Below are 24,600 nucleotides of genomic sequence, written 5' to 3' on the forward strand. Positions count from 1 at the left end.
TGAAAAGTGAAAAGTTGCGGTACAATTCTTTTATATAAGGAATTATGTACCGCAACTTTTCACTTTTCACTTTTAGTTTTTCACTTACCCCCTTATTCTTTTGTTTGCATAAACTCTTCCGCTTTTTTCATCATGTCTTTGCTGCCGCAGAAAAAGGGTACCCGCTGATGCAGGCTGGTAGGGGTGATGTCGAGAATGCGGGTAAAGCCGTCAGAGGCCTTTCCGCCGGCCTGTTCTGCCAGGAACGCCATAGGGTTGCATTCGTACAAAAGCCGGAGCTTACCGTTGGGCTTGTTGGTGCCTGAAGGATAGATGTAAATGCCTCCCTTTAGCAGGTTACGATGGAAATCAGAACAGAGCGAACCGATATAACGGGAGATATAGGGCCGGTCGCCTTCTTCTTCCTGGCAATATTTGAGAAACTTCTTCACACCGGCCGGGAACTTCACGTAATTTCCTTCATTGATTGAATAGATCTTTCCTTTTTCCGGGAATTTCATGTCGGGGTGAGAGAGGAAGAAAACGCCTACTCCCGGGTTAAGTGTAAAGCCGTTTACCCCGTGCCCTGTGGTGTAAACCAGGATGGTCGATGTACCGTATACCACATAACCCGCCGCTACCTGCATGTGGCCGGGCTGCAGAAAGTCGTCAATGGTTACCGGCGTGCCTATGGGTGTTACCCGGCGGTAAATGGAGAAAATGGTACCTACCGAAACGTTTACGTCAATGTTGGAGGAGCCGTCAAGCGGATCAATGAGCACTACATACTTGCAGTAGTCCTGGTTTTTGGTGCTCTGGATGGCAATGAAGTCTTCGTTTTCTTCTGAGGCAATACCGCATACCACCTCCCGCTGGGAGAGGGTATTGATGAAGGTGGTGTTGGCAAAAACATCCAGCTTCTGCTGTATTTCTCCCTGTACGTTTTCTTCCCCGTGGTCACCCAGGATATCAATCAGGCCGGCCCGGTTGACGTGATTGTTGACAATCTTGGTAGCCAGCCGTATGGCGCTCAGAATACGGGAAAGTTCACCGGTGGCGTATTTAAAATGATCCTGGCGGTCAATAATAAATTCACCCAGTGTCTGGATGGGTTTGGTAATCATGGTGTTGATGAAGTTATTTTCCGCGAAAATAGCCTATTCCTTCAAGCCATGAAAGAAGAAAGATTAATAAAAAATATTAATAATGATTTCTGGGAAAAATCATACGTTTTTAAGCGATAAAAAGGTTTTTTCCGGCTTAAATCCTATTTGATCTCGTATTCGAGGCGGGTAGTGATGGTAGCCGTTTTGTTTTTGGCATAGGTATTATACGACCCGCCCCAGGAGAAATCTTCCGATGAATTCTGGGCAATGATCTGGAAAACCCCCATGCTGGCTTTTTTGAGGCTGCCCAGGCGGGCATCAGCATTTTGGGCTATTTTTTCGGCCCGGTTATTGGCGTCTTTGGTGGCGTCAGCGATCATTTCCACTTTCAGCTCGGCCAGTTTGGTATAGTAATATTCGGGAGTGTTGGAGTAAAATTCTACGCCCTGGTTGATGATCTCGCTGACTTTCCGTGAAATATCTTCTATTTTGTCTACTTCTTTTGACTCGATCTGCACGCTCTGGGTGAGGTTAAAGCCGTTGAAGGTATTGCGTGAGCGGCCGCTTTGAGGGTCGTACTCGTTAGAGATGTCGCGGTTGATATTAACGGCAGAGAAAACAATAGAAGCAGCCGGTATGCCTTTTGAAACCAGGTAATTTTTCAGGATCTCCCGGTCTTTGTCAAGCTCGGCATAGGCTTCTTTGAGGTTGAAGTTCTTTTTACTGAAGCTGCCTGACCATACGATCAGGTCAGACGTGAAATCTTTTTTGCCCAGGCCGGTAACGGTGATGGTTTTTTCTGTCTTGTTCCGGTGGATGACGGCATCTCTCAGGATCAACGCTATAAGAATAGCGGCAACGGCGGCGATGAGGTAATTTTTCATATGTATAAGTTAGTTCCGGATAAAGGGTGCCCGGGGTACTTTAGTAAACCAGGCCCGTTTGTTGTATGTGCTCACGGAAGATGCTGCAGCTTTCCACGTGCGCACCGGGCAGGTAACCTGTACTCATCAGGAACTCGTTTACGATTTCTCCTCCTGTAAATTTAAACGTTTTCTTAAATATTTTTACCCACTCTTCCTTTTTTTTCGGATGATGGTGCTCAATCCAGCTTTTAAAGGTGCCGTGTTCTTTCTTTAACTCCAGGATCACGCCGGCATTGTGTATGGCTGCATTTATTTTCAGCCGGTTACGGATGATCCCCGGGTTGGCCAGCAGGCGCTCGCGGTCGGTTTCGGTATACAGGGCCACTTCTTCTATGGAAAACCCCGAATAGGCTTCCCTGAATGCCTGCTGCTTTTTCAGGATGATATCCCACGATAATCCCGCCTGGTTGATTTCCAGGATCAGCCGGCCGAACAGCTCGTTATCGTCTTCAATAGGAAACCCGTAATGAAAATCATGGTAAATGCGGTGATGATTATCAACGGGCAGGGCTTTACAATAGTCGCAATAGCTCATAACGGTAGTTTTTTCAGCAGTTCCCAGTCTTCTACTGCCTGGAGATAAGCCAGGTTAAGCAGGATACAGTTGGTATTGTTCATACGCCGGTGGGCTTCTTCAAAGGGCAGTACCAGGGTGGTAATGTGCTCATCGTCGACCCCGGTTTCCCGGTTGCTGATGGCCATGATCTCCTCCCGGTCAAGCTCCAGTTCGGTGAAGAAGAGGTACATGCATTCGTCAGAAGTACCTGTACTGGGAAAAAGCCGGCGGTCATGGAATACCGGGGTGAGCCGGTCCCCGGCAACAGAAAGCCCGGTTTCTTCGAAAATCTCTCTTACGGCTACTTCCTGCGGCGTTTGGGTGTTGTCTATCATGCCCGCGGGGTGCTCGTAGGTCAGTCCGCCTTCTGCTATACGCCTTTGCCTGACCAACAGGAGGTGCTTTTCACGGGTGTGGCGGTCAATAAGACAGACCAGGACGGTGACCACTTCGCCTTTCAGGAAACAGATGGGAGGTATTTTGTTGCCTTCGGGCGTTCGGGCATCCAGCAGGACCAGTGAAAACAGCACTTCTCCCTGGTGATTACGCCGGGTATAAACTTCTTCGATGTGATTTACGGCCAGCCCGCTTGCCTGCAGGTGGCTTTTCCACAATTGAAATTTAGGGGCGTTTTCCAGTTTTTCCATATTCCTTCAGTTGATGTAAAATATCGTGCAGGCCGTTTTGTTTGATTTCGTAAACGGTGGCCAGCTGCATCCCCAGCTTGCCCGCCGGGAACCCGCCTTTGCGCATAAACCATTCCAGGTAGCTTATGGGCAGATCGGCCAGCAGGGTACCTTTGTATTTCCCGAAGGGCATTTCTGTCTGCACAAGGGTGAGGAGGATTTCTTTGTCGGGAAACATATGATGTTACGTTAAAAACGAAAAGTGAATAGCGGTCCGCCGCTGCGGTTAAAAGTTATGGAATATATGTACTGATATTCCATAACTTTTCGTTTCTAACTATTAACTTATTCCTGGTTCAGTGTTTCGAGCACTGAAATGGCCGTAAGGTTGACAATTTCACGCACGGTAGCACCCAGCTGAAGCACCTGGATGGGTTTTTTGAGTCCCAGGAGCAACGGGCCTACTTTCTCAATTCCTGCTACTTCTTTCAACAGGTTATACGCAATGTTGGCCGAAGAAAGGTTAGGGAAGATCAGCACGTTGGCCGGACCGTCTGCCAGGCTGGAGAACGGATGATGCTCTTTGAGCAGCTCGGTATCAAAAGCCAGGTGCGCCTGCATTTCACCGTCTACCACCATGTCAGGGTGTTTCTTTCTGAGTATATCTACCGCCTTACGTAAGCGAACCGGCGCCGGGCCGTTTGCTACCGATCCGAAGTTGGAGTAGGTCACAAAGGCAATTCTCGGCTTGATGTTCAGCTGTTGTACCATTTCGGAAGTGATCTCGGCGATCTGCACCAGGTCTTCTACTTCCGGATCAAAGTTAACGGTGGTATCGGCCAGGAACAGCGGGCCGAAACGGCTCATAAGGATATACATCCCGAAGATCTTGTTGACGCCGTCGGCCGGCCCGATCACCTGCAGTGCCGGGCGTATGGTGTCAGGATAATTACGGGTCATACCGCCGATCATGGTATCTGCCAGGCCCAGCTTGACCATCAGGCAGCCATAGTAGGTTCTTCGGGTTACCATATCTTTGGCGTCCTGCACGGTAATGCCCTTGCGCTGGCGTTTTTCAAACAGAAAATCGGCAAACTTCACCAGTTGGTCCTCTTCTGTGGCATTGGCCGGGTTACGGGGATCAATGATCTCTATTTCTTCTGAAAGACGAATGTTGTTTTCGTCGATCAGGGCACGGATCTTCTCTTTGTTTCCGAGCAGGATCGGGATGGCAATCCGGTCTTCCACGATCTGCTGGATGGCTTTGAGCACGGTGATGTTCTCGGCATCGGCATACACCACCCGGCGGGGATTTTTCTGCGCTTTGGTCATGATCACCCGGCTGAGGGTATTGTCTTGTCCGAGACGTTTGGTTAGCTGGTGCTCGTAGGTTTCCCAGTCGGTAATGGGGTGCTTGGCCACACCGGTTTCTATGGCCGCTTTGGCCACGGCCGGAGAAACGGTGGTGATCAGGCGGGGATCAACCGGTTTCGGGATGATGTAGTTTTTACCGAAAGAAAGATTAACTTCGCTGTAGGCCAGGTTCACCAGGTCGGGTACCGGCTTTTTAGCCAGTTCGGCCAGTGACCGTACGGCAGCCAGCTTCATTTCTTCGTTGATCTCGCTGGCCCGCACGTCTAAAGCGCCCCGGAAGATGAAGGGGAAGCCCAGCACGTTATTCACCTGGTTGGGGTAGTCAGAGCGGCCTGTTGCCATGATGATGTCAGGGCGGGCGGCCATGGCCTCTTCATACGATATTTCGGGGGTAGGGTTGGCCAGGGCAAAGATGATACAGTCTTTGGCCATGCTTCTGACCATATCCTGGGTAACTACGTTTCCTTTCGAGAGCCCCACAAATACATCGGCTCCCTGCATGGCCTGCTCCAGGGTGGTATCGGCCGGGAGGTTATCGTTGGCAAATTCAATCTTCTTGCCGTCAAGATTGGTGCGTGAAGGGTGAATCAGCCCTTTGGAGTCAAACATGAAGAGGTTCTTTTTGTCAGCTCCCAGCGCAATATATAGGCGTGAACAGGAAATGGCCGAAGCCCCGGCCCCGTTCACAATGATCTTCATTCCGGAAAGGTCTTTGCCCACCAGCTCTGTGGCATTCAGGAGGGCGGCCGAAGAAATGATGGCTGTTCCGTGCTGGTCATCGTGCATGATCGGAATATTCAGCTCTTTTTTGAGCCTTTCTTCAATTTCGAAGCAGGCCGGTGCTGAGATGTCTTCCAGGTTTACGCCACCAAAGGTGGGTTCCATAATTTTTACGGTCCTGACAAACTCATCGACGTTTGTGGTGTCTAATTCAATATCAAAAACATCAATATCGGCAAATATTTTAAAAAGCAGCCCTTTTCCTTCCATTACCGGCTTACCGGCCACGGCGCCTATGTCGCCCAGGCCCAGCACCGCGGTGCCGTTGCTGATCACGGCTACCAGGTTGCCTTTTGCGGTGTATTTGTAGGCGTCATCCGGGTTAGCCTGGATAGCCAGGCAGGGCTCGGCCACTCCCGGCGAATACGCCAGTGAAAGGTCTCTCTGGTTGGCATATTCCTTGGTCGGAATTACTTCGATTTTGCCGGGTCTGCCTTTGGCATGATACTCTAAAGCTTCTTCTTTGAGGTTTTTTTTCGAACTCATTTGGTCAATCTGAAAATTACAAAATCAATGAGGTTGCAAGTAAGTACAATTCAGGGAAATTAGGAACCAATTTCTTACTTTATTCCAGCTTCAGGATGCGTGACTCAAAGACGCTTCCTATATAGAGCCGGATATTCCCCGAAGAATCCGCCACAGGCAGGGCCGTGCTGGAGCCCGAGAGCTGCCGGCCGGTATCCATAAACACCAGGTGGGGCTGATCATTTTCGAGGTAGTATACAGAAGACGGGGAAATTTTACCGGCATCGCGTGCATGCGCCGCAAAGGCCAGCAGCTTGGGGTGGGCCGCAAAGTAAATCCGGTTGCCGTATACCATCAGGTTGTCAGGGGCATCCGGAACTTTCAGGGTCTTTTCTTTTTCAAGGCGGTAATAAGAGGTTACCGGCTTGTATACACCGATCCGGCTGCCCAGGGTAGAGGCAATGTATAAGCGGTCGTTAAAGAGGGCAATGCCGTTCGGATATGTAATTTTATCGAGGGCAATGTCTGAGCGGGTACCGTCATAATACACCACGTTGCCTACGGGCAATTGCAGGTAATCGGCCGCTGTTTTCTTCCACCCGTCTACCGCACCGTGGTCATTGGTTACAAAAAAAGCATTTTCTCCTACGGCCAGCAGGTCATTGGGAGAGCTGAAGTCGGTGCTGGAGAAAGAATTTTCGAGCCGGAGAGAGTCGTTCAGGAACCGGAATTTCAACACCACATTTTTGGTATTTCGGTGGCTGATCACAAAGAGGTATTTGTTCCCGTTCAGGTTCAGGAAGGAAATGCCGTGCGGCCTGAATTCGGAAAGCGCCAGGTGCTCCGTAAGGTTCCTGAGGTGATTGCCGTCTGCATCAAGCGCATAAATAGCACCGGTAGAGTTCCTGTCGCGCCGGTCGTGAGAGCTCAGGAAGAGCGTTCCCGTTTCCGGGTCGTAATCGAGGTCTTCAATGCCCGGCGGGGTAGGAACCGGTATAACCTTTACCTTATCGCGGTAGTTTTTAACCGTTTTAAATGCACCTGACCGGATGAGGGTGCGCAGCACAACGGCCAGGAGGCCGGCCAGCAACACCAGGCCCAGCAGCCTGAACGGGTACCTTTTCATGACGTGGCCAGCAGCTTTTTCATGTAATCTGCATCCTTTTTGCTGTCGTCAAGGGCCGTAGAGCCGTCAAAACGCTCCTGTTCCACGATAAAATATTTCAGCCCGTTTTCTTTGCCGGTCTTCAGGATAGAGGCGAAGTCAATGCGCCCGTTACCCAGGAAAGTGCTGGCGCCCACGGGCCATTCTTCGGTGCGCGGCTCATCAGAGGCGTCAAGCTCCCGTACTTTTTCTTCTTTGTAAAGGTCTTTGAAGTGGGCAAAAGAGAAGCGGCCCGAATGCTCACGGAACCATTTTTCAGGGTCCTGGCCGGCTTTCACCGCCCAGTAGAGGTCGAGCTCGAAGTCTACCAGCGCAGGATCGGTATTGCCGGTCAGGATAGCGTAGGGCAGATCACCCTGCGGTGTCACGGTAAATTCCTGGTGGTGATTGTGGTACCCGCTTTTCAGGCCGGCAGCCTTAGCGATTTTCCCCTGCCGGTTAAGTCCTTCGGCCAGCCTTTTCCAGTCGTCTGAAGAGCTTTGCGGACCCGGGTAGGGGTTAAACACATGCTTAACGCCGATAGAGGCACATTCGTCGCAGAGCTTTTTGAAGTCGTCTTCCGAAGCCGGGTCAATGGTGAAACGCGGGTCTATGTGCGAGCTGACCATCTCCATGCCCAGATCTGAGAGCACTTTCTGAAATTCGGCAGGAGTCATGCCCCAGAAGATGCCTTTTTCACCGGTGAAGCTTTCAATTTGCCTGTATCCGTCATCCGACAGGAAATTAAGCGTGGCTAAAGGATCTTTGGCCATGTCTTCTTTGACGGTCCAGAGCTGGATGCCGAACGGTTTTGACTGATCCTGCTTGCAGGAAGTGAGGTTACTGAGGAGCATTGGCCCAGCCAGTGCCGAAACACCGGAGGCTTTCAGGAATTTTCTTCGCGACAGGTACATAAGGTTAAAGTTTTATTCCCTGCAATAATAAGAAAAAAAGCAATTGATGTGCAGATAAAACAGATAATATGAGGGAGTAACGGAAGGGCTGAAATGCAGATGACGCGGATCATCTATACAAAACTGTATAGAAATCCGCGTCATCCGGCAATGTTCTGCTTACTTCGCTACTTCGATATTGGCTTCGCGCTGGTTGATGGTTTTTCCTCTCATACCGTCAATGACTTTCCTGACATCGCGGTGAGGCACTTCCACAAAGCTGAATTTATCGTACATATCGATCTGGCCGATCACCCGTCCGGGGATCCGTGCCTCAGAGGCAATGGCACCTACAATATGGTTTGGCGAAACGTTATCTTTCCGGCCCAGGTTAATGAACAGGCGGGTCATTCCTTCTTCGCTTACGCGGCCGCTGTCGGCCGGTCTTCTTTTATCGCGGCTGCCGGCGCTGAAACGATCGCTTTTTTCACGGCCACCGAATTTGCTCTTTTCACCCCTGCTGCTTCTTGCGTCGTCAGAAATGTCCTCATCCCGGAAATCGGAACGGCGTGCGGCTCCCATCTGCATTCTCATCAGGGCAGAAACGATCTGGTGGGTATAGTAACCTTCTTCTTTGAGCTGGTCTACTATGGCCTCGTAGCGCTGGTTGTCTTCGTCCAGGATATTTTCCCTGATCTTATCAATAAATTTATCGGCACGGGCTTTGTCGAGGTCGGCGCCGGTCGGGATCTTTCCTTGTGGAATAGCTGCTTTGGTGTATTGTTCCAGGTCACGCATCCGGCTTCTGTCGCGTTTGGTGATAAACAGGAACGCCTTACCCAGCTTACCGGCACGGCCGGTACGGCCTATACGGTGCACGTAGTATTCCAGGTCCATGGGCAGGTCATAGTTGATCACGGCATCTACACCGCTTACGTCAATACCCCTCGCCGCCACATCGGTAGCCACCAGGATCTTGGTATTTCCGTTCCTGAACTTGTTCATCACCTGGTTACGGGCTGCCTGGCGCATATCACCGTGAAGCCCTTCAGCTGCATAGCCGTTGGCCTGAAGCTCTTCCACCACTTCGTCTACTTTTGATTTGGTGTTACAGAAAACCAGCATCAGCTGCAGGTCATGCACATCAATCAGGCGAACCATCAGCTCAAATTTGGCTTCTCTTTTCACCGCGTAGAACGACTGCTCAATGTTGGTATTGGTTACCTCTTTTTTGGTAACTTTGATGATCTCCGGGTTGTTCTGGAATTTTTTGGTGATGTTCATGATCTCTTTTGACATCGTGGCCGAGAACAGCACGGTCTGGCGTTCTTCTTTCACGTGCGAAAGGATCTGCTCAATATCGTCCCGGAAGCCCATGTTCAGCATTTCGTCGGCCTCGTCCAGGATAACCATTGAAATGTTATCCAGCTTTAGGGTTTTTCTTTCAATGTGGTCCATGATACGGCCGGGCGTACCTACCACGATCTGCGTTCCTCTTTTAAGGTTGGCAAATTGTCTTTCATACGATTCCCCACCGTAAATGGCGGTTACCAGCAGGCCTTTTTTGTACTTGGCCAGCAGGGTGATCTGCTCTTTAACCTGGAGGGCAAGCTCACGGGTAGGGCAGAGAATAAGCACCTGGGTGCTTCTGTCGTCGGCATCCACGTGCTCTATGGCCGGGATACCGAAAGCGGCGGTTTTTCCGGTTCCGGTTTGCGCCTGGCCGATCACGTCACGGCCTGATAAAACTACAGGGATAGCGGCTGTCTGGATTGGAGTAGATTCGGTAAAACCCATTTCTTCCACGGCTTTCAGGATATAATCTGAAATAGGAAGTTCTGAAAACTGTAATGTTTGCATACAAATGACTGCAGGTTGCTTACGCTGAGCAACCCATATTTTTTAGATAATAAATTAGAGGCGATAGCGACACGCCCTTCATCACGGACCAGATCCGTTTACTGCTCTGAAGGGGTAAAAAAATAAAAGGTATAAATCCTTTTGCCGAATGCAGAGACCCTAACGGATAAATCGGATGCAAAGGTACGAAATATTCCCGGTTGGTGCTTACGGGGTTTAAATTTTCTTCAGATCGGGCAGGAAAATATTGTAAAAGTTATATTTTTGAGGTTTCCGGGTAAAATTTATATCAAAAAACAGGAAAACAGGAGAGTCCGGTTAGTCTTTAATGGTCTTTCCGGAGTTATATCTCTGATATAAATGTATACCGGTTATATGAATAAAACAGAATGGATTATGAAGAAGAGAGCAGGTATGCTGGCGGCGGTGCTGGTGCTGCTAGTGACAGAATTTACATGGGCGCAGCGTATCAGCCGGCAACCCGATTCTACCCGGATATGGGTGGCGGCGCACCGCGGCGGACACCTCACCGTGCCTGAAAATTCACTGGGGGCTATCGATGAGGCCGTACAGGCGGGTGCTGATGTGGTGGAGATTGATGTACGCGAGACCCGCGACGGCGTGATGGTGCTCATGCACGACAGGCAGCTCGACCGGACTACCACCGGCAAGGGGGAGGTTGGTACCTTTACCTATGCAGAAACACAGCAGCTGTACCTCACCCATAACGGGCAGGCTACCCATTACCGGGTCCCCACTTTCCGGGAGGCCCTTGCCTATGCCAAAGACAGGGTGATGGTAGATATCGACTTTAAGGTAGACGGCATGGAGGCCCGTAAAAGAGCCTATGCCATGATCAGGGAGCTGGGAATGGAAAGCCAGGTATTGTTCTTTTTGTACGATTATACCGAAATGGACACCCTCTATACGATAAATCCCCGTATAAAGATGATGCCCCGGGCATATAATGATGACCAAATGCGAAAAATAATCGACAAAGACCTGACCGATATTATTCACGTGGATCCTTCTTTTGAAAACTCCCCCCTGCTGCCTGAAGCCTATAACAGGGGCATCCGTCTGTGGATGAACAGCCTGGGAGATACAGACCGCAAAGCGTCTGATAGCCAGTCGGTTTACGAAGACTTCCTGCGGCGGTATAAATACATCCGTGCGGTACAGACCGACTACCCCGCCCGGCTGAAAGCGGTGCTGGCCCGGCCATAAAATGCCGGCCGCGGCCGCAGGGAGGAGAAAGAAGGTTTATAAGATTTTGGTAATTTTGCAGTTGTATATATAGTATAGAACCAATACCATTCAGTTAAAAAAGTTACAACTCAAAATTTCATGTTCAGAAGTATTCTGTTTTTTTGCGTGCTTTGCTCCCTACGTGCATTGGGGCAGGCAGATGTCAGCGGATTGTTACAAGGGGAAGGCGACCGGGAACCGTTGATATTTGCCAATGTATCCCTGTTCAATTCCCAAACCCATGATTATGTAAAAGGGGTTCAGACCGACCTCGACGGAAAATTTGTGCTTTCGGCCATTGCTTCCGGAAGCTATTACCTGAAAGCCAGCTATGTGGGCTTTGTAGATATGCAGAAGAATATTGTGGTGGAAAACGGCAGGAACCTGGACCTGGGCACGCTGCTGTTGCAATCTACCGGCACCCTGCTGGAAGAAGTGGTGGTGGCCGGTGCCAAGCCGGCTATGGAGCTGCAGATGGACAGGAAGGTGTTCAATGTGGGCCAGAGCGCCATCAGCGTGGGCGGTACGGCTACCGACCTCCTGGCAAATGTGCCTTCGCTGCAGGTGGATATGGACGGATCGGTCAGCCTGCGGGGAGCTTCCAATGTAAAAATACTTATTGACGGCAAAGAGTCGGCTATGGCCGGAAACGACATCACCCGCCTGCTGCAGGCGCTGCCGGCCAACGCCATTGAACGGGTGGAAGTGATCACCAACCCCTCGGCCCGGTACGACGCGGAAGGGCAGTCGGGCATCATCAATATTGTACTGAAAAAAGAAGCCCGTTACGGGTTTAACGGAGCGGCAACGGCCTCCGCCGGCTGGTACGGCAATGCCGGTGCCGGCTTTAACCTGAATTACCGGCAGGGTAAATGGAATTATTTCGGCAGCTATAATTTTAACCGGCGGAATATGGTAGGCGACAGCTGGAACAATACCCGTTTTTTTGCGACCGATGCCCGTACGGAAACCCGCAGTGAAAGCACCCGTAAGGGACTGAATCACGGATTCGGCGCCGGTGTAGACTACTATGTCACCGAAAAGACCCTCCTGGGCGTTTCCGGGAATATGAGCCTGCGCGATAATGACCGCCGCGAAGATCTTTTCTACCGGTACACCAATAATCCTGAAATGACGGGAAACAGTGAGCGGTATTCGCGCCAGAACGAAGACGACCTCGGATACGATATCAATGTGAATTTCAAACAGGAATTTACCCGGAAAGGAGAGGAGCTGACAGCCGTTTTTGCCCGGGGGAAAAATACGGAAGAAGGGGTGAATACTTTCCTGCAATACTTTACGGAGTCGCGTAACCTGATAGAAGACCGCCGGAACGAAACCACCGAAAGCGGGACCAACATGAATATCCAGGTAGATTATACGCTTCCGCTTTCCGAGACCGGCAAGTTCGGAACCGGTTACCGGACCATCGTGCGTTCATCGGATGAAACGCAATACTCCCGGTATATGGATTCAACCAATGCCCTGGTGCCTGATTATGCCATCAGCAACGATTTCCTGATGAAAAGCACCGTGCATGCCCTGTATGTCAATTACGAAAACCAGCTGACCAGGGAGCTTGGGTTCCAGGCCGGTTTACGGGCCGAGCAGGCTTACCTGAACACGGAATATGTTTCGTATGATCCGGTGCTTGCACCGAACGACCGGTCGGCTAAGGGGCACCTGGACTATTTCCGGATTTATCCCAGCCTTTTCCTGACCCGCAAATTCGGTAAGGAAAACCAGCTGCAGGCCAGCTATACCCGCCGGGTAAACCGCCCGAGAGGCTGGCAGGTGAACCCCTTCATCGATGTATCAGACCCGATGAATATACGCCAGGGAAATCCGAACCTGATGCCCGAAGATATCCATGCTTTTGAGCTGAGCTATGCCCGTTTCTGGGAAAAGGTGACCCTGACCTCTTCTGCCTATTACCGCCGCGTAAATGATGTGGTGCAGTCGGTGATTACTTCGGTAGAGGGAAGCAGCGGTGCTACTTTCTCGCAGTTCCAGAATATCAGCCGTAACGAAGCCAGCGGGCTGGAGCTGATCTCCCAGCTGAATTTCAGTAAAAAGGTAGACATGACGGCCAATGCCAACTTCTTCTTCCGGCGGTTTTATGGCAGTGAAGAATTTAAGATCGATCCTGCAAAAGGCTTTAACTGGAACGTGAACGCCATCACCAATTACCGTATCCGCCCCAATCTTTCGGCTCAGCTGCGTACGGAGTACCGGGCGCCCATGGTGCAGGCCCAGGGCAAAAGCGTGGAAGCGTTTATTGTGGATGCCGGGCTCAAGCTGGATGTGCTGAAGAAGAAAGGTACTGTAAACCTGAATGTAAGAGACCTTTTCAACCAGCGCCGCTGGGGCGGTTATACAGAGACAGCGCAGTTTTACCGCGAGCAGGAAAACCGCTGGATGCGCCGGATGGCCATGGTGTCGTTCACTTACCGGATCGGGGGTATGCAGAACGATGCAAAGAAAAAAGGAAATAATAACGACGGCGGCGGAAACGGGGAATTTGAAGAAGGGGGATTCCGTTAAAATTGTGTAGGGGTACCGGGAAGAATCTTCTCAGTACCCCTGAAGCTCTTTCTGAGGAACACCCCCATCAGAGATTATTTTACCCTTATTTAACCTTACAATTTTTATCTGCGGGAAATTACCCCTTGCGTTTGGTTTCGCCGTAAAAGGGTTTCCCGTTGGCCATTACATAGGCCCTGTAGTATACCGTACCCGATGGCAGGCCGCCCCGGATGGTAACCGCATATTCATGCGGATAGTCGCTCACCTCTGTCATATCTATTGCTTCTTTTACGTCTTCAATGGTAGGAGCGGAAGAAGTACCGTAAACCACCCCGATTTCAGAAAGCTTGTACCCGCCTTCGGAAGTAACGGTGCCTGTGATGACCGTTCCCCGGCCCGATATGGAGAACATATCACCGGTGACCACTGCCGGAGCTTCGGGATCTACCGTTTTATCTTTACAGGAAAACGGGATCAGAAGCAGGATAAATACGAGTTGTTTGAATGCGTATTTCATATTGATTTTTATTAGTTTCTCTGTCTGTTAAGCAAAAGTAGCCCGGCTCTTCCCATGAAACAATACCCAAAAAAGGGTATATTGTTACCGGGCATATAGCCGGAGGCCGTACAAAAGCACGGCCTCCGGAGCTTAGTTGACACAGCCTAAGGTAGTGAACTGGATCACGTTTCCATACACCCAGTTCCCGCCTTCATCCAGGGCGTAAGCCCGGTATTTCACGGTTGTACCGCACGGATAAAACGGAATGATCATATGGTAATTGATGGTGCCCACCGAGGGTGTACCCGGTTTGATCGATATCTCTTTTGACTGGAGAAAATCAAAGCTGCTGCCAGGAATGCTGTTGTGATAGAACCCGTACCGTACAATGCGGTAGGTACCTGCGGTTACGGTGCCGTTTACCTGGTAGCCCTGGTTCTGCACCGTTGTACGTACCGTAGAAGTGGTAACGGTTGTGGCTTTGAACGTAAGCGTTTTGAAGGAAAGCGTATTGCCGTAATACACCTGCCCGTTAACCAGGGCATAGGCCCTGAAGTAGTAGGTGGTGTTCTCCGACAGCCCGCTCAGGTTGAACGAGTAATTGTGGGGGTAGCTGATACCCGAGGCACTTTTCGACTGCTTGTGGTTAGCGGTGGTCGGATTATTGGCGGTGCCCCATACAATACCCACTTCAGAAACAGGGAAAGAGCCCGGGCTGTTGATGGTAGCATTTACCGTGGCCGATGCAATACCCAGGATGGTAGCAGCCCGGGTCACCAGCTGGGGCTGGTCTACACCGGTGGTGAAGGTCTTGTCTTCACCGTAGGCGGTAGTGCCGTTCATAACCACATAGGCCCGGTAGTGGTAGGTGGTACCGGCATTGAGATTGCGCGCTGTAGCCGAAAATTGTTTCGGGAAAGTGGTGACATCGCCCGTAATGGCCTCTTTGCTGCCGCCCGTGGTGGGATTGGCCGAGGTAGACCAGCACAGGCCGTATTCGGATATCGGGTGCGACCCTTTCGACGTCAGCGTACCCGCCATATAGGCTTCGTTGGCTGACGGCTTGGACTCGTCGGTACGGACACCCGGTAGCACCATGTCAGAGGTCTTAAACGTTTTGTCTTCTCCGTAGGTGGTCACCCCGTTGGCAATCACGTAGGCCCGGTAATGGTAGGTGGTATTCAGGTTTAGTCCTGATGCATTGACCGTATAGTTATTCGGGAAGCTGGTTACGTTCCCGGAAATAGCGGCTTTGGCGTTAGCTGTAGTCGGGTTGGCACCGGTGGCCCATACCACGCCCCGTTCGGTGATCGGGTAAGAGCCTGCGCTGTTGATGGCTCCGCCCAGCGTGGCGGCAGATACCGTTATATTGGTGGCATTGCCGGTTACGACTGCGGGTTGGCTGACCACCGAAGTGCGGAAGGTCATGTTGGCGCCATAGGTAGTTACCCCGTTGGCGATCACATAGGCCCTGAAATTGTAAGTGGTATTCGGAGCGAGATTGGCTGCGCTGGTATTGAATGAGGCAGGGAAGGAGGTCACATTGTTCTTTACGCTGTATTTTGTAGCGACGGCCGTGGTAGGATTGGCCGACTCCGACCATACCAGCCCGTATTCTGCCACAGGATAGGTGCCGCCCGAGGTCAGGGTTCCTGACAGGCGTGCCGCATTATGGGTGATATTGTCGGCATTACCGGTAGTCACGCCCGGCTGAATAATATTGGATGTTTTGAACCGGGCCGCCTTACCGAATACGGTATTGGTGTTGATCACCACGTACGGGCTCACAAAATAGGTGGTGCTGACCTTCAGCCCGCCCAGGTCGTTGGAGAAAGTAATGGGTACAGGGGTAGTGATGTTGATGCTTCCCCGTTTTATGCTGTTTTCTTCCAGCCTGGGCAGACTGTCTTCTGAAAATACAAACCCGTGTTCGGTGATCTGGCCGCTGCCCGAGTCGGTAATTGTAGCCGTTACACGTGCCGTAGACGTGCCGATGTTAGAAACCGTGGTTTCTGAGAAAACCGGTAGTTTCGGAACAACGGTTTCTTTGCAGGCTGCCATAAGCAGCAGCGATATAAAGGTGAGCTTTACGGTTGTATTTTTCATGAGCCTTGTGTTTTTAATTGCAGATATAGAGCTGAGATTCGGACCGGTCTTTGTATTTTACCTTCAGGGCATACAGGCCTTTGGGTGCACGGTCACCGCTTTCGGTGAACGTATTTTCAGTGGCATTCAGCGACTTGTAGAGGCTTAGCCCTTCGCCTTTGTCTTTGTACAGGATATAGAATTGAACGTTTTCCGGGCTGCCCGTCCATTTGAGCTGAACGTTCTTTTGCGCGGCATCATAGGTGCCGGTAAGCTGGATCTTATCGCCCGGCCGGCCGGAAGCGGTTTTCAGGTAAAGCGGGAACGAGTACTCGGAATACAGCCCCGAACGGTCAACCGCCCGTACGGCGTATTCGTAAGCCGTAGCCGGGCTGAGGTCTTTATCGGTATACGATATGCCCCGCGGCGTGGTGTAAATTTCTTTCCATAAGGTATCGGCACCGGGCATCCGCCGGTATACCAGAAATTTCTCCAAGTCATCATCAGCCGGGTCAGACCAGGTGATTTTTATCCCGGAAGCATTGTTTTCGTAGTTCAGTATGACCGGTTTAACGGGCGGTACGGCATCCGGCCGCAGCAACAGCAACGGCTCGCTGGGTTGAGAGTGGCCAAAGCTGCCGTCTACGGCGGTTACGCGCACGTAGAGCTCGCGGGTGAGGGTTTTGAGGCCTACCTGCCAGCTGTAGGTGGTGTCGGGCACGAGGTCTGATGCGGCCGAGTATTCGTGATCAGGGCGATTGGAAAACAAAACCCGGTACCCCCTGAGGGCTTCGGTGGTGTCTGAATTCCAGCGAACCACGGCCATGCCGGTGGTGTCAATGTAGCCTCTCAGGCCGGTGGGCGGGGCCGGCGGGGTGGTTTTGGGCTCAAATACATATACAGGGTTGCTGAAGCTTACATTGCCTGACGTATCGGAGATCATCAGCCGGTAATAGGCGGCCCGGAAATTATCGGGCAGGGTGAGCGTATAGGTGACCGTTTGGGGCAGCAGCATTTTGTTTTCGGCCAGCGCTGTATTGGCTTCCACGGTTTTCCCGCTTAGTAAAAAGTAACCTTTCAGGTCACGGTCTGCGGGCTTATTCCAGCTGAAGGTAACTTTTTTCTTGTCTTTAACCATTTTCAGCAGCGGTACTTCAGGGGGCGTGCGGTCGGTGGCCATGCCGCTGACCGTATCGGGGAACATCACTTTCTCACCAAAAGCATTTACCCCCGTAAGCCGGTAGTAATACCGGATGTAATTGTCTACGGGGTCAGAATAGTAATATTGCTCCCCGGCAAGGGTGGAATCGGGATCGGTATTCGGCAAATATATGTTGCTGTTAAGAACCTTAAACGTTTTATTGTCGGTAGAACGCTCAATGTAATACCCCGTATAGGGGCTTTCTTCCACCGGCCAGTTCAGGATAATCTCATTTTCACCGCTGCGGGTTTTCAGGCCGAAATGCAGGGGTACGTAATTGAGGTCAGCGCCGGAAACGTACACAAAGCCGGTGTCGATTTTCCCGGTTATCCCCTCAGGCACGGCCGGGCACAGCCTGTACACATAGCCCTTGGAAATTTCGGGCCGGAGGGGGTCTTCGTAGCCCAGGCCGGCGGCAAAGGCCGCTTCTTTGCTCATGGATGCGTACAGGGAGACCATGAGGTGGCGGTTCTGGCGGTCAATGTCCTGCAGCCTGATCTGCTGCACCAGGCCCGTTGCTTCCGAGAAATTACTTTTGCCATAGAGGCCCTCTGCTACAACGGCCACGGCCGTGTCGCTGCTGAAAGGCGGTTTTTTGAGGTCGTTCAGCGCCATGGCTTTTATCGGTTGCGGTGTTATCCGGGTCCATCCGGTACCTTCGGGCTTGTTGTCTTTGCCTATAACCATGCGGTCAATCAGCACGCCGTCCTGGGTGAGCTGCTTAAACACCTGGTAATTGCTGATGTTCCACCGTAGGGCAATTTTATCAGGGTAGGGCTTCCCTTTGCCCAGTATGGCCCCCTGTATACCCTGTCCCGAAGCGGCCGTGCCGGCCAGGCATAAAATAAAAAGTATCTTCTTCATGGTTCTCATCGCATTAATACATTGCCTGCCTGTTGGTTCATTTGATTCCGGTTTACCTGGTTGAAGCTGTTCACCGCCTGGTTTACCTGCTGCCAGGTAGATGCCTGGTTCAATACGTTTGCCTGGTTGCCCATCACCCTTGATTCGTTCGGGTTGGGGTTGATACGTGAATTGATGACCTTGTTGACCATTGACTGAATAGGATCGCTAACGGGCAGGTTGACAAAGTCGCGGCACTTTTTGCCCAGGCCGCCGTGGGTGTAGGCTGCAATAACATAACCGGTTCCGAATGCCAGCGACATGGCCGGCGGAATATTCAGGCTGCTTAAGGTAGAGCCTACAATCATGTTACCCATCATCAACGAGCCGGAGGCCTGCGGCAGGTCAGCCGGGTGTGTGCCGCCAATAGCCGTAAGGTTCCGCAGCTCGCTGGAAGCATTGCTGGTGGTTTTGCATTCAGGGCCGTAATCGGGTAGCACAAACCCGTCTGCCTGCCTGAAGCGGCTTTCTGCAACGCCCGTTTTGGTCGATAAGAAGCTGACCACCTTCTTCATCCATTCGGCTGATGTAACGGTTCCGTCTATATCCTGCATCAGGCTCGAAGCCCCGTCTGCCGTCATTGCGGCGGCTTTACTGAAGCGTTCGCCTGTATACTCGGCGGTCACCGGGAAGTTGACCTGTGTTCCTGTTACAATAACATAATTGCCCTGGGCATCTTTAGGTAACCAGCTGTCTACTATTTTAAGGCTTAAATCCCGGTTGGTAGACAGTTCCAGCGTCAAATGCGCGTACTGCTGCGTATTTTTAGGAGGTGACAGGGGAACAGTGTTTCCGTTGCCGGCCATGTAGGTGCCGGGTTGTACGGAAGAGACGGTTTTGTCAAGACGGGCATTCATAACCTGCATGTTATCCAGCTTTTTCTGCAGGGTACCGTACTGGCTGGTTTTGAACCGGTAGCCGCCGATGATAAATTCACCTCCTCCCAGCTGGTTCATTCCTTTTGACAGGGTTTTGGTTACCATTATCTCGCTCATGGAGTTCCGCAGCTCGGCGCTCAGTGAACCTACGTTGGTATTGACCAGACGCCCCTGGGTCTCTATTTTACTTACAGTCCCCCCGGCGCTTTGTACCGGGTTTTTCGCTACAATAAGGCATACGTATTCGGCATTGGCTTCCAGGGGTACACCCAGCTTACCGGCATTCAGGTTCGACTTATCGTGGCTCTGCCAGTAGGAGGTTTTTCCCCAGGTAACGGGCAGGTCTTTTACTTTAACCCCGTTTTTAAACACCCTTAATACATAGGTTGTCTTTTCGGTGGTTCCTTTTATGTTTTCAAGAGGCTTGACTTCGCGGTTAAACGCAATGGCCAGGTTGGGATTTAAACGATTGAAGCTTTCGTAGGGCAGCGACTTGTGGCCGTGCACAGGCACACTTTCATCGTACCATTCTTCCTGGATTTTAGGGTAACCCTCATCGGTTCTGAACGTTACCTTTCTTTCCTGGAAATGGGCATTGGCCTTGTTGTTTGTTCGTCCGCCTGAAGCGGTCACAAATTTATACCCGGTAGTGATCACCGGCTGCCCCAGCACGTACATCCTGTCTTCTTCTTTCAGGTACGCTTTTACTTCCAGCCGGTAGTCTGTATTTTTAACCAGGTTGTTGTTTTGTAATCCGCCGTAATACCACAGGTAGTTTCTCTCGTTAGGTGTGGAGGGGGTATTTAAGCGGTGATTTACTTTTTCGCCGTTCAGCATAACGTCATAACAATCTTTGTCAAACCTGAAGAAGCGCTTTTTAGGATTTCCCCGGTCATCGGCATTGGTGTAGTCGTCCAGCTCCAGATCTCTGCCCACAGGCAGGGTAAACGTAACCGAAGGCACGGTATCTACGGGTTTGAGCTCTCCGTCTTCCGCAGGGGACACGTCAGCAATGAGCTCCAGCCCGCCAAACGCATCGCCCGGTATTTTACACTGGTCGCCCACACTTACCTGGAAGCTGAAGTTTCCTTTTACCAGCCCGTCGAGAATTCTGAAACGGGCTCCGGCCATCCCTTTTACCCAGGTGGGGTCAGGTAACCCGGCCTGAACCATGGCAGCGGCGCCTGCGTTGAAGATTTCGTATTTTCCTTTGATCAGCAGCAGGTCAAGCTTTATGCCGGCATACAGCTGGGCACCAATGTAAGCCTGCCCGTAAGCATACCAGCCGTTGGGTCCGCCGGCGGTTTGCCGGCCCTCACATTCTACCCCGTTGACAATAGACATGTCAAAGCCGTTCATGCACCACAATCTCCCGTAAAATACCAGGAAAGAAGATTCGCCCGTGTCAAAAATGGTGTTACCGCCTACAATCATACCTGATTTCTTCGAGCTCATACCTTCCCGGTACTGGCCGCGGCCGGGGTTATCCGGTTTCCGGATCTTCGATTTCTGACTGGCTGCCTGTTCGGCTCCCATTTCATGGGGATCACTACCGTCTATGATAGACCAGATCTTGTCAGGAATACCGGGTAGGGGGTCAACCTTTGTACCGATCTCAAAATAGGTGGTACCTTTAAATACATAGGGATCAAAACGGCTGTTGTAAGTTGATTTTGTCTTCTCTCTCAACTCCCGGTTCTCTTTGGCCGTAGGCGTCTTCAACGGGTTTTTCAGGAGGCCCAGGCCGTTCGGACCACGCCCGTAACCTTCGGGTTGCCCGGCATAAAACCACCATTGCCCGTTGCCTACGTACAGCTCCATAGAGCCGTAGGCATACAGCAGGCCGGCGCTGTTCCAGCGGGGTATGCCAAACTGGGCCTCGGCATTGGCGGTAAATTCTTTCTTCTCAAAGTCCATCAGGAAATTAACTTTACCAATGCCTGTAGAGCTGTTGTCTCTTGCGGGCCCGAGATCTTTGCTGATGTCGGTAAGCACCCGTACATTGGCGTTGAGGTGGAAGAGCGAAACCTTACCGCTTTCGGTATTGAACTGCATGGTAAAGGTGGCGTCGCCGTCGAGTACGTTCCTGGCGGTCAGCCCGATCAGCACGGTGGCCCTTAACCCGAAAATGCCTTTCGATGGAACGGTTTTGAGCCCTCCCGGTGTATAATTTAACAGGGCCAGCACACTGTTGTTGTCATCGTAGTCGGTGCCGCTGTCAGAGGTTTTGCTCCCTTTGATTTTTCCGGCATCCACAGGTTTTCCGGCGTCGTTGATATCGGTGGCATTCATGCCCTGTGCTTTCATGTTGTAAAAGACACCACCTCCGAAACCGTAAAATGAGATGGGAGCCGGCGGGGCTATAGGGAAGCCCGTTTGCCCGAAGTCGACCATGCCGTTAAAATCGAAATACCGGAAAGGAGAGCTACCCTGCCTGGCCGTTCCGAAGTTTACCCGGAACTGGGTTTTGAAGACTTCGGCAACGGTCACATTGAGCACACCAACAAACCCTTCGTCGTTGGTTTTGTTGTAATAACCCACTGCACCGGCCAGCTTGAAGGCACCGAAGTCTTTTTCGGCTCCAAATTCCACCTTATCCATTTTTACGCCCAGCCCGTCCCATTTTATTCTTCCGGCCTCGGTTTTGAGCTCGGAATACAGTACAAATGAGGCCGCGGCTTCCATTTTCCAGACTTCCTCTATGAAGTTCATGTTGCCGTTAAACCGGAGTCCTACCTGCCATTTGCCGTTTTTCATTTCTACCGACAGCGGGTTGTCACGGTCTACTCCCAGGCTGAAGGTAAAGCCGGCTACTTTGGGCTGGGAAGAGGAGTCGAAAAAGGGTTCGGCAGGAAGATAAGCATTGGGCCCGCCGGCGAAATAAACCGGCTCTTCTTCCTCATCCCGGTAGCCCAGTCCGCCGCCGCCCGGAGGGGCCGTAGACATGGTAAAGTCGTCTACATCCACGTATTTCTCTTCGGTTTTAAAGACCAGCCCACGGAAATCAAGGTTGGGCAGGAATACCGAGGTGAGCATATTGGCGGCTTTGCTTTTCTCTTTGGTAAACTGTACCGAGCATTTGCCGTCTAATTTAGCGATGGCTACCGGTGTTAGCGACCCTGCAGCTTTCGGCCGGACCGTAATGGCCGATGTGTTATACAGTGTAACGCTCATAAACAGGGCATCAAAGCTCATGTTATTATTGGGCGTTATGCTGAATTCATAGCTCATGGGAGCATTGGAAGGAGAGTTGAGCTTGGCCGTGTACACGAGCCGGTTGGCCGTTTTGGCGCGGTCAGATGCCGGGAGAACCACTTTTCCTTCCATACTACTCTCGCGGAAACCCGACCTGAGGAACAGCAGGCTTACTTTATCGAGCGAGGCGTACCAGCCCCCCAGTGACCCTTCGTCAATAGAGTTGATGATGTTGCTGGCCGTGACGGCGCCCGTAAAACCCTGGCTGTCAATGATGATGTTGCTGGCCTCCATCTGCACCGGGCTATTGCCCCGTTTAATAATTTCAGGCAGCTTCACCGTTAATGAAGGGAGGTAGAAGCCGTGCCAGGTTTTTGTGCCGATGGCCGTATAGCTTTCATCACCCACCCTGATTTCTGCAGGCAGGCCCGCAGGGTTTTCAAAATCAGAGTGATCATACTCTATTTCCTTGTTGCCCAGGCTGAAGGTAACGCTTTCTACCCCTTCCACATAAAAATCAGGGAGGGTTACCTTAGCCATCCAGTTGCTCCAGCCCTTGGTGGTTTTACCGTGCATCCTGGCGGTCAGGTTGCTGCCGTCAGAAACCTGTTTTATGCCGCCGGGGAAATTGTAATCAATGGCCAGCGACAGGGTCTTAAAGCCTTCCCGGTCGTATTCTATGTAGGTGCCTTTGTCCTGGAGATCGCCCTCTACCAGCTTCATCCCGAGAGAAGGCAGGTTAAGATCCTGCTTCAGGCGAAGCTTGAACTGGCCGCAGAATTTTTCAGGTGTCATACAGGCGCCGATCATCTCAAAGGCTGCTTTGGCGTTGCCGTCAGGGATATCTATCGCACTTACGGCATTAAACCAGGCCTGGGCTGGTGTAAAGAAAACCTGGGTAATGCCTATGGTCACCGGGTCTTTGTCCAGGCCTATGGGCAGCTCAAAACCGGCGCTGGCAGCGCTGTTTTTAAGATTGGAAACCAGCTGGTCTTTTTGCTGGCTGAGGTAGGTGTCTATGCTGCTGATGTCATTGGTAGAGAGTGCGGCAGGATTCACCCCCGGCGTATCGGCAGTGGGCAACAGGCTCATGTTGCTGCGGGTAATGCCCTTTGCTTCACCGGCCACCATTTGTTTGATACCGCCTGCCGACACCACCTCCATATCCAGGAATTTTACGCGCAGGCGGGCGAGGCTGCTGTTGACAATGGGGATGGCAATGGTTCCGGTGCCCGTATATTTACCTCCCTTTGAACTTTCTATGCCGGTAACCTTCATGGTAAAGGCGTTTACTTTGATCTCATCGCCGTTTTGAACGGTAGCGGCAGGGCCTGCGGGCACCGTTTCCCTGCAGTCGCAATTCACCGGCGACCAGGGCGCTGACCGGGCGGAGACATTCTCAGGCACCACAATATTGGGACCGGGCTCTTTGCTCCCGGGGGCAATGGCTACCACGGGTGCCCGCATAAGGGTCATTTCTTCGGGCCGTTTTTTCAGGCTGAAAGCCCGCACTTCGCTGCGGCCGTCGTTCTGAAACTGCTGGTTCCTGAGGTTTCGTTTAACCGGGCGATTGGGGTCAAGCGCCGTTACTGCCCAGGCATATTTCCGGCCTTCTACAAGGGGCGGATCAGCCGGGCCGTACACATATACATTGTTCAGTACTTCTTTTTCAAAAAAAGCAGGCTGGGTAGAGGAGAGGTAGGCATCGTTGGGATTCCGGTTCGGATCAAAGATCTCTACTATTTTCAGGAGGTAGGAAATTCCGGCCGGGGCTCCCGCAGGCCGCGTCCACGAAAAAATATGATTTTGTATACCCGTGTTGGGCAGCTCTGCATCCCCGAGGGGCTGGATAAGTATGGGTGCTTCCATATTCCGGGTAAAAATGGTGGTACAGCCGCTGTTTTCAGCCGAAAGTGGCCGGGTGTGCTGTTTGAAGTCATAGGCCCGTACGCATACCATGTAGGTTCCTTCGCCGATGCGGTCGGCATTGGCGATCTGTTCCGAATTGGTGCCGTAATACACCAGGCTGGAGGGGCTGTACAGCTCCTGTATTTCTTCAGAAGTAACGGTTACCGCCTGGCCAATGCCTGCCGGAATTACAATGGGGCGTTTGGGCACATAATCGGGTTTGGTAAAGATATGGCGGTCATTATCCACTCCTTTGATTTCACCCCGCAGGTATATTTCCTGGGCGGTATTGGTGAGGTTCTGGATGCTCAGCACAATTCTGCCCGGCTCGCGGTAATGCGACAGGTAGTCGGGGTGCGGTGCCGGGATAATGGTGCTCACACGCACGGTATTCTGTGCTGCGGCCTGAAACGATAGAAATAGCAATGCAAAAAATAATTTTCTCATG

15 protein-coding genes are annotated in these 24,600 nt (G+C 51.6%); 2 read left to right on the top strand and 13 right to left on the bottom strand.

Annotated elements, in window-relative coordinates:
- Positions 1-92: 92 nt before the first annotated feature.
- The 9 genes from fbp to AB2U10_RS04105 form a co-directional block, all read right to left on the bottom strand.
- On the bottom strand, positions 93-1,103 hold the full coding sequence (fbp, locus tag AB2U10_RS04065) for a class 1 fructose-bisphosphatase (RefSeq protein ID WP_367913282.1): 1,011 nt from the start codon (positions 1,101-1,103) through the stop codon (positions 93-95).
- Between the two features lie 143 nt (positions 1,104-1,246).
- Positions 1,247-1,969, bottom strand: coding sequence for an SIMPL domain-containing protein (locus tag AB2U10_RS04070; RefSeq protein WP_367913281.1), 723 nt, complete (start codon positions 1,967-1,969; stop codon positions 1,247-1,249).
- A gap of 40 nt (positions 1,970-2,009) precedes the next feature.
- Positions 2,010-2,546, bottom strand: coding sequence for a DNA-3-methyladenine glycosylase I (locus tag AB2U10_RS04075; RefSeq protein ID WP_367913280.1), 537 nt, complete (start codon positions 2,544-2,546; stop codon positions 2,010-2,012).
- A complete protein-coding gene (locus AB2U10_RS04080) occupies positions 2,543-3,214 on the bottom strand; it encodes an NUDIX hydrolase (RefSeq protein ID WP_367913279.1) in 672 nt (223 codons plus the stop codon). Before AB2U10_RS04080 ends, AB2U10_RS04075 begins: the two co-directional genes overlap by 4 nt.
- Positions 3,189-3,431 (bottom strand): DUF3820 family protein, encoded by a 243-nt coding sequence (locus tag AB2U10_RS04085; RefSeq protein ID WP_367913278.1) that lies wholly within the window; start codon positions 3,429-3,431, stop codon positions 3,189-3,191. Before AB2U10_RS04085 ends, AB2U10_RS04080 begins: the two co-directional genes overlap by 26 nt.
- A 107-nt stretch (positions 3,432-3,538) precedes the next feature.
- Positions 3,539-5,833 carry an NADP-dependent malic enzyme gene (locus tag AB2U10_RS04090; protein WP_367913277.1) on the bottom strand — a complete coding sequence of 765 codons (2,295 nt, stop codon included), beginning with the start codon at positions 5,831-5,833 and terminating at the stop codon, positions 3,539-3,541.
- Positions 5,834-5,912: 79 nt separating this feature from the next.
- Positions 5,913-6,938: a hypothetical protein gene (locus AB2U10_RS04095; protein WP_367913276.1), complete on the bottom strand. Its 1,026-nt coding sequence runs from the start codon at positions 6,936-6,938 to the stop codon at positions 5,913-5,915.
- Positions 6,935-7,870 carry a sugar phosphate isomerase/epimerase family protein gene (locus AB2U10_RS04100; RefSeq protein WP_367913275.1) on the bottom strand — a complete coding sequence of 312 codons (936 nt, stop codon included), beginning with the start codon at positions 7,868-7,870 and terminating at the stop codon, positions 6,935-6,937. Before AB2U10_RS04100 ends, AB2U10_RS04095 begins: the two co-directional genes overlap by 4 nt.
- 159 nt (positions 7,871-8,029) lie before the next feature.
- Positions 8,030-9,709, bottom strand: coding sequence for a DEAD/DEAH box helicase (locus tag AB2U10_RS04105; RefSeq protein ID WP_367913274.1), 1,680 nt, complete (start codon positions 9,707-9,709; stop codon positions 8,030-8,032).
- 396 nt (positions 9,710-10,105) lie between these two features.
- On the opposite strand from AB2U10_RS04105, the gene AB2U10_RS04110 reads away from it, so the two are divergent.
- Positions 10,106-10,936 carry a glycerophosphodiester phosphodiesterase family protein gene (locus AB2U10_RS04110; protein WP_367913273.1) on the top strand — a complete coding sequence of 277 codons (831 nt, stop codon included), beginning with the start codon at positions 10,106-10,108 and terminating at the stop codon, positions 10,934-10,936.
- Positions 10,937-11,056: 120 nt separating this feature from the next.
- Complete coding sequence (locus AB2U10_RS04115; RefSeq protein WP_367913272.1) at positions 11,057-13,501, top strand: TonB-dependent receptor; 2,445 nt, start codon at positions 11,057-11,059, stop codon at positions 13,499-13,501.
- Positions 13,502-13,619: 118 nt separating this feature from the next.
- Here the strand turns inward: AB2U10_RS04115 and AB2U10_RS04120 are convergent, their stop codons facing one another.
- The 4 genes from AB2U10_RS04120 to AB2U10_RS04135 all read right to left on the bottom strand — a co-directional run bounded on the left by AB2U10_RS04120 (position 13,620) and on the right by AB2U10_RS04135 (position 24,599).
- On the bottom strand, positions 13,620-14,000 hold the full coding sequence (locus AB2U10_RS04120; RefSeq protein WP_367913271.1) for a hypothetical protein: 381 nt from the start codon (positions 13,998-14,000) through the stop codon (positions 13,620-13,622).
- Between the two features lie 132 nt (positions 14,001-14,132).
- On the bottom strand, positions 14,133-16,088 hold the full coding sequence (locus AB2U10_RS04125) for a hypothetical protein (protein WP_367913270.1): 1,956 nt from the start codon (positions 16,086-16,088) through the stop codon (positions 14,133-14,135).
- 13 nt (positions 16,089-16,101) lie between these two features.
- On the bottom strand, positions 16,102-18,132 hold the full coding sequence (locus AB2U10_RS04130; RefSeq protein WP_367913269.1) for a fibronectin type III domain-containing protein: 2,031 nt from the start codon (positions 18,130-18,132) through the stop codon (positions 16,102-16,104).
- A 5-nt stretch (positions 18,133-18,137) separates the two neighbouring features.
- Positions 18,138-24,599 (bottom strand): hypothetical protein, encoded by a 6,462-nt coding sequence (locus AB2U10_RS04135; RefSeq protein ID WP_367913268.1) that lies wholly within the window; start codon positions 24,597-24,599, stop codon positions 18,138-18,140.
- Position 24,600: the final 1 nt, after the last annotated feature.

The sequence above is a fragment of the Leadbetterella sp. DM7 genome (genome assembly GCF_040829825.2).
GTDB lineage: Bacteria > Bacteroidota > Bacteroidia > Cytophagales > Spirosomataceae > Leadbetterella.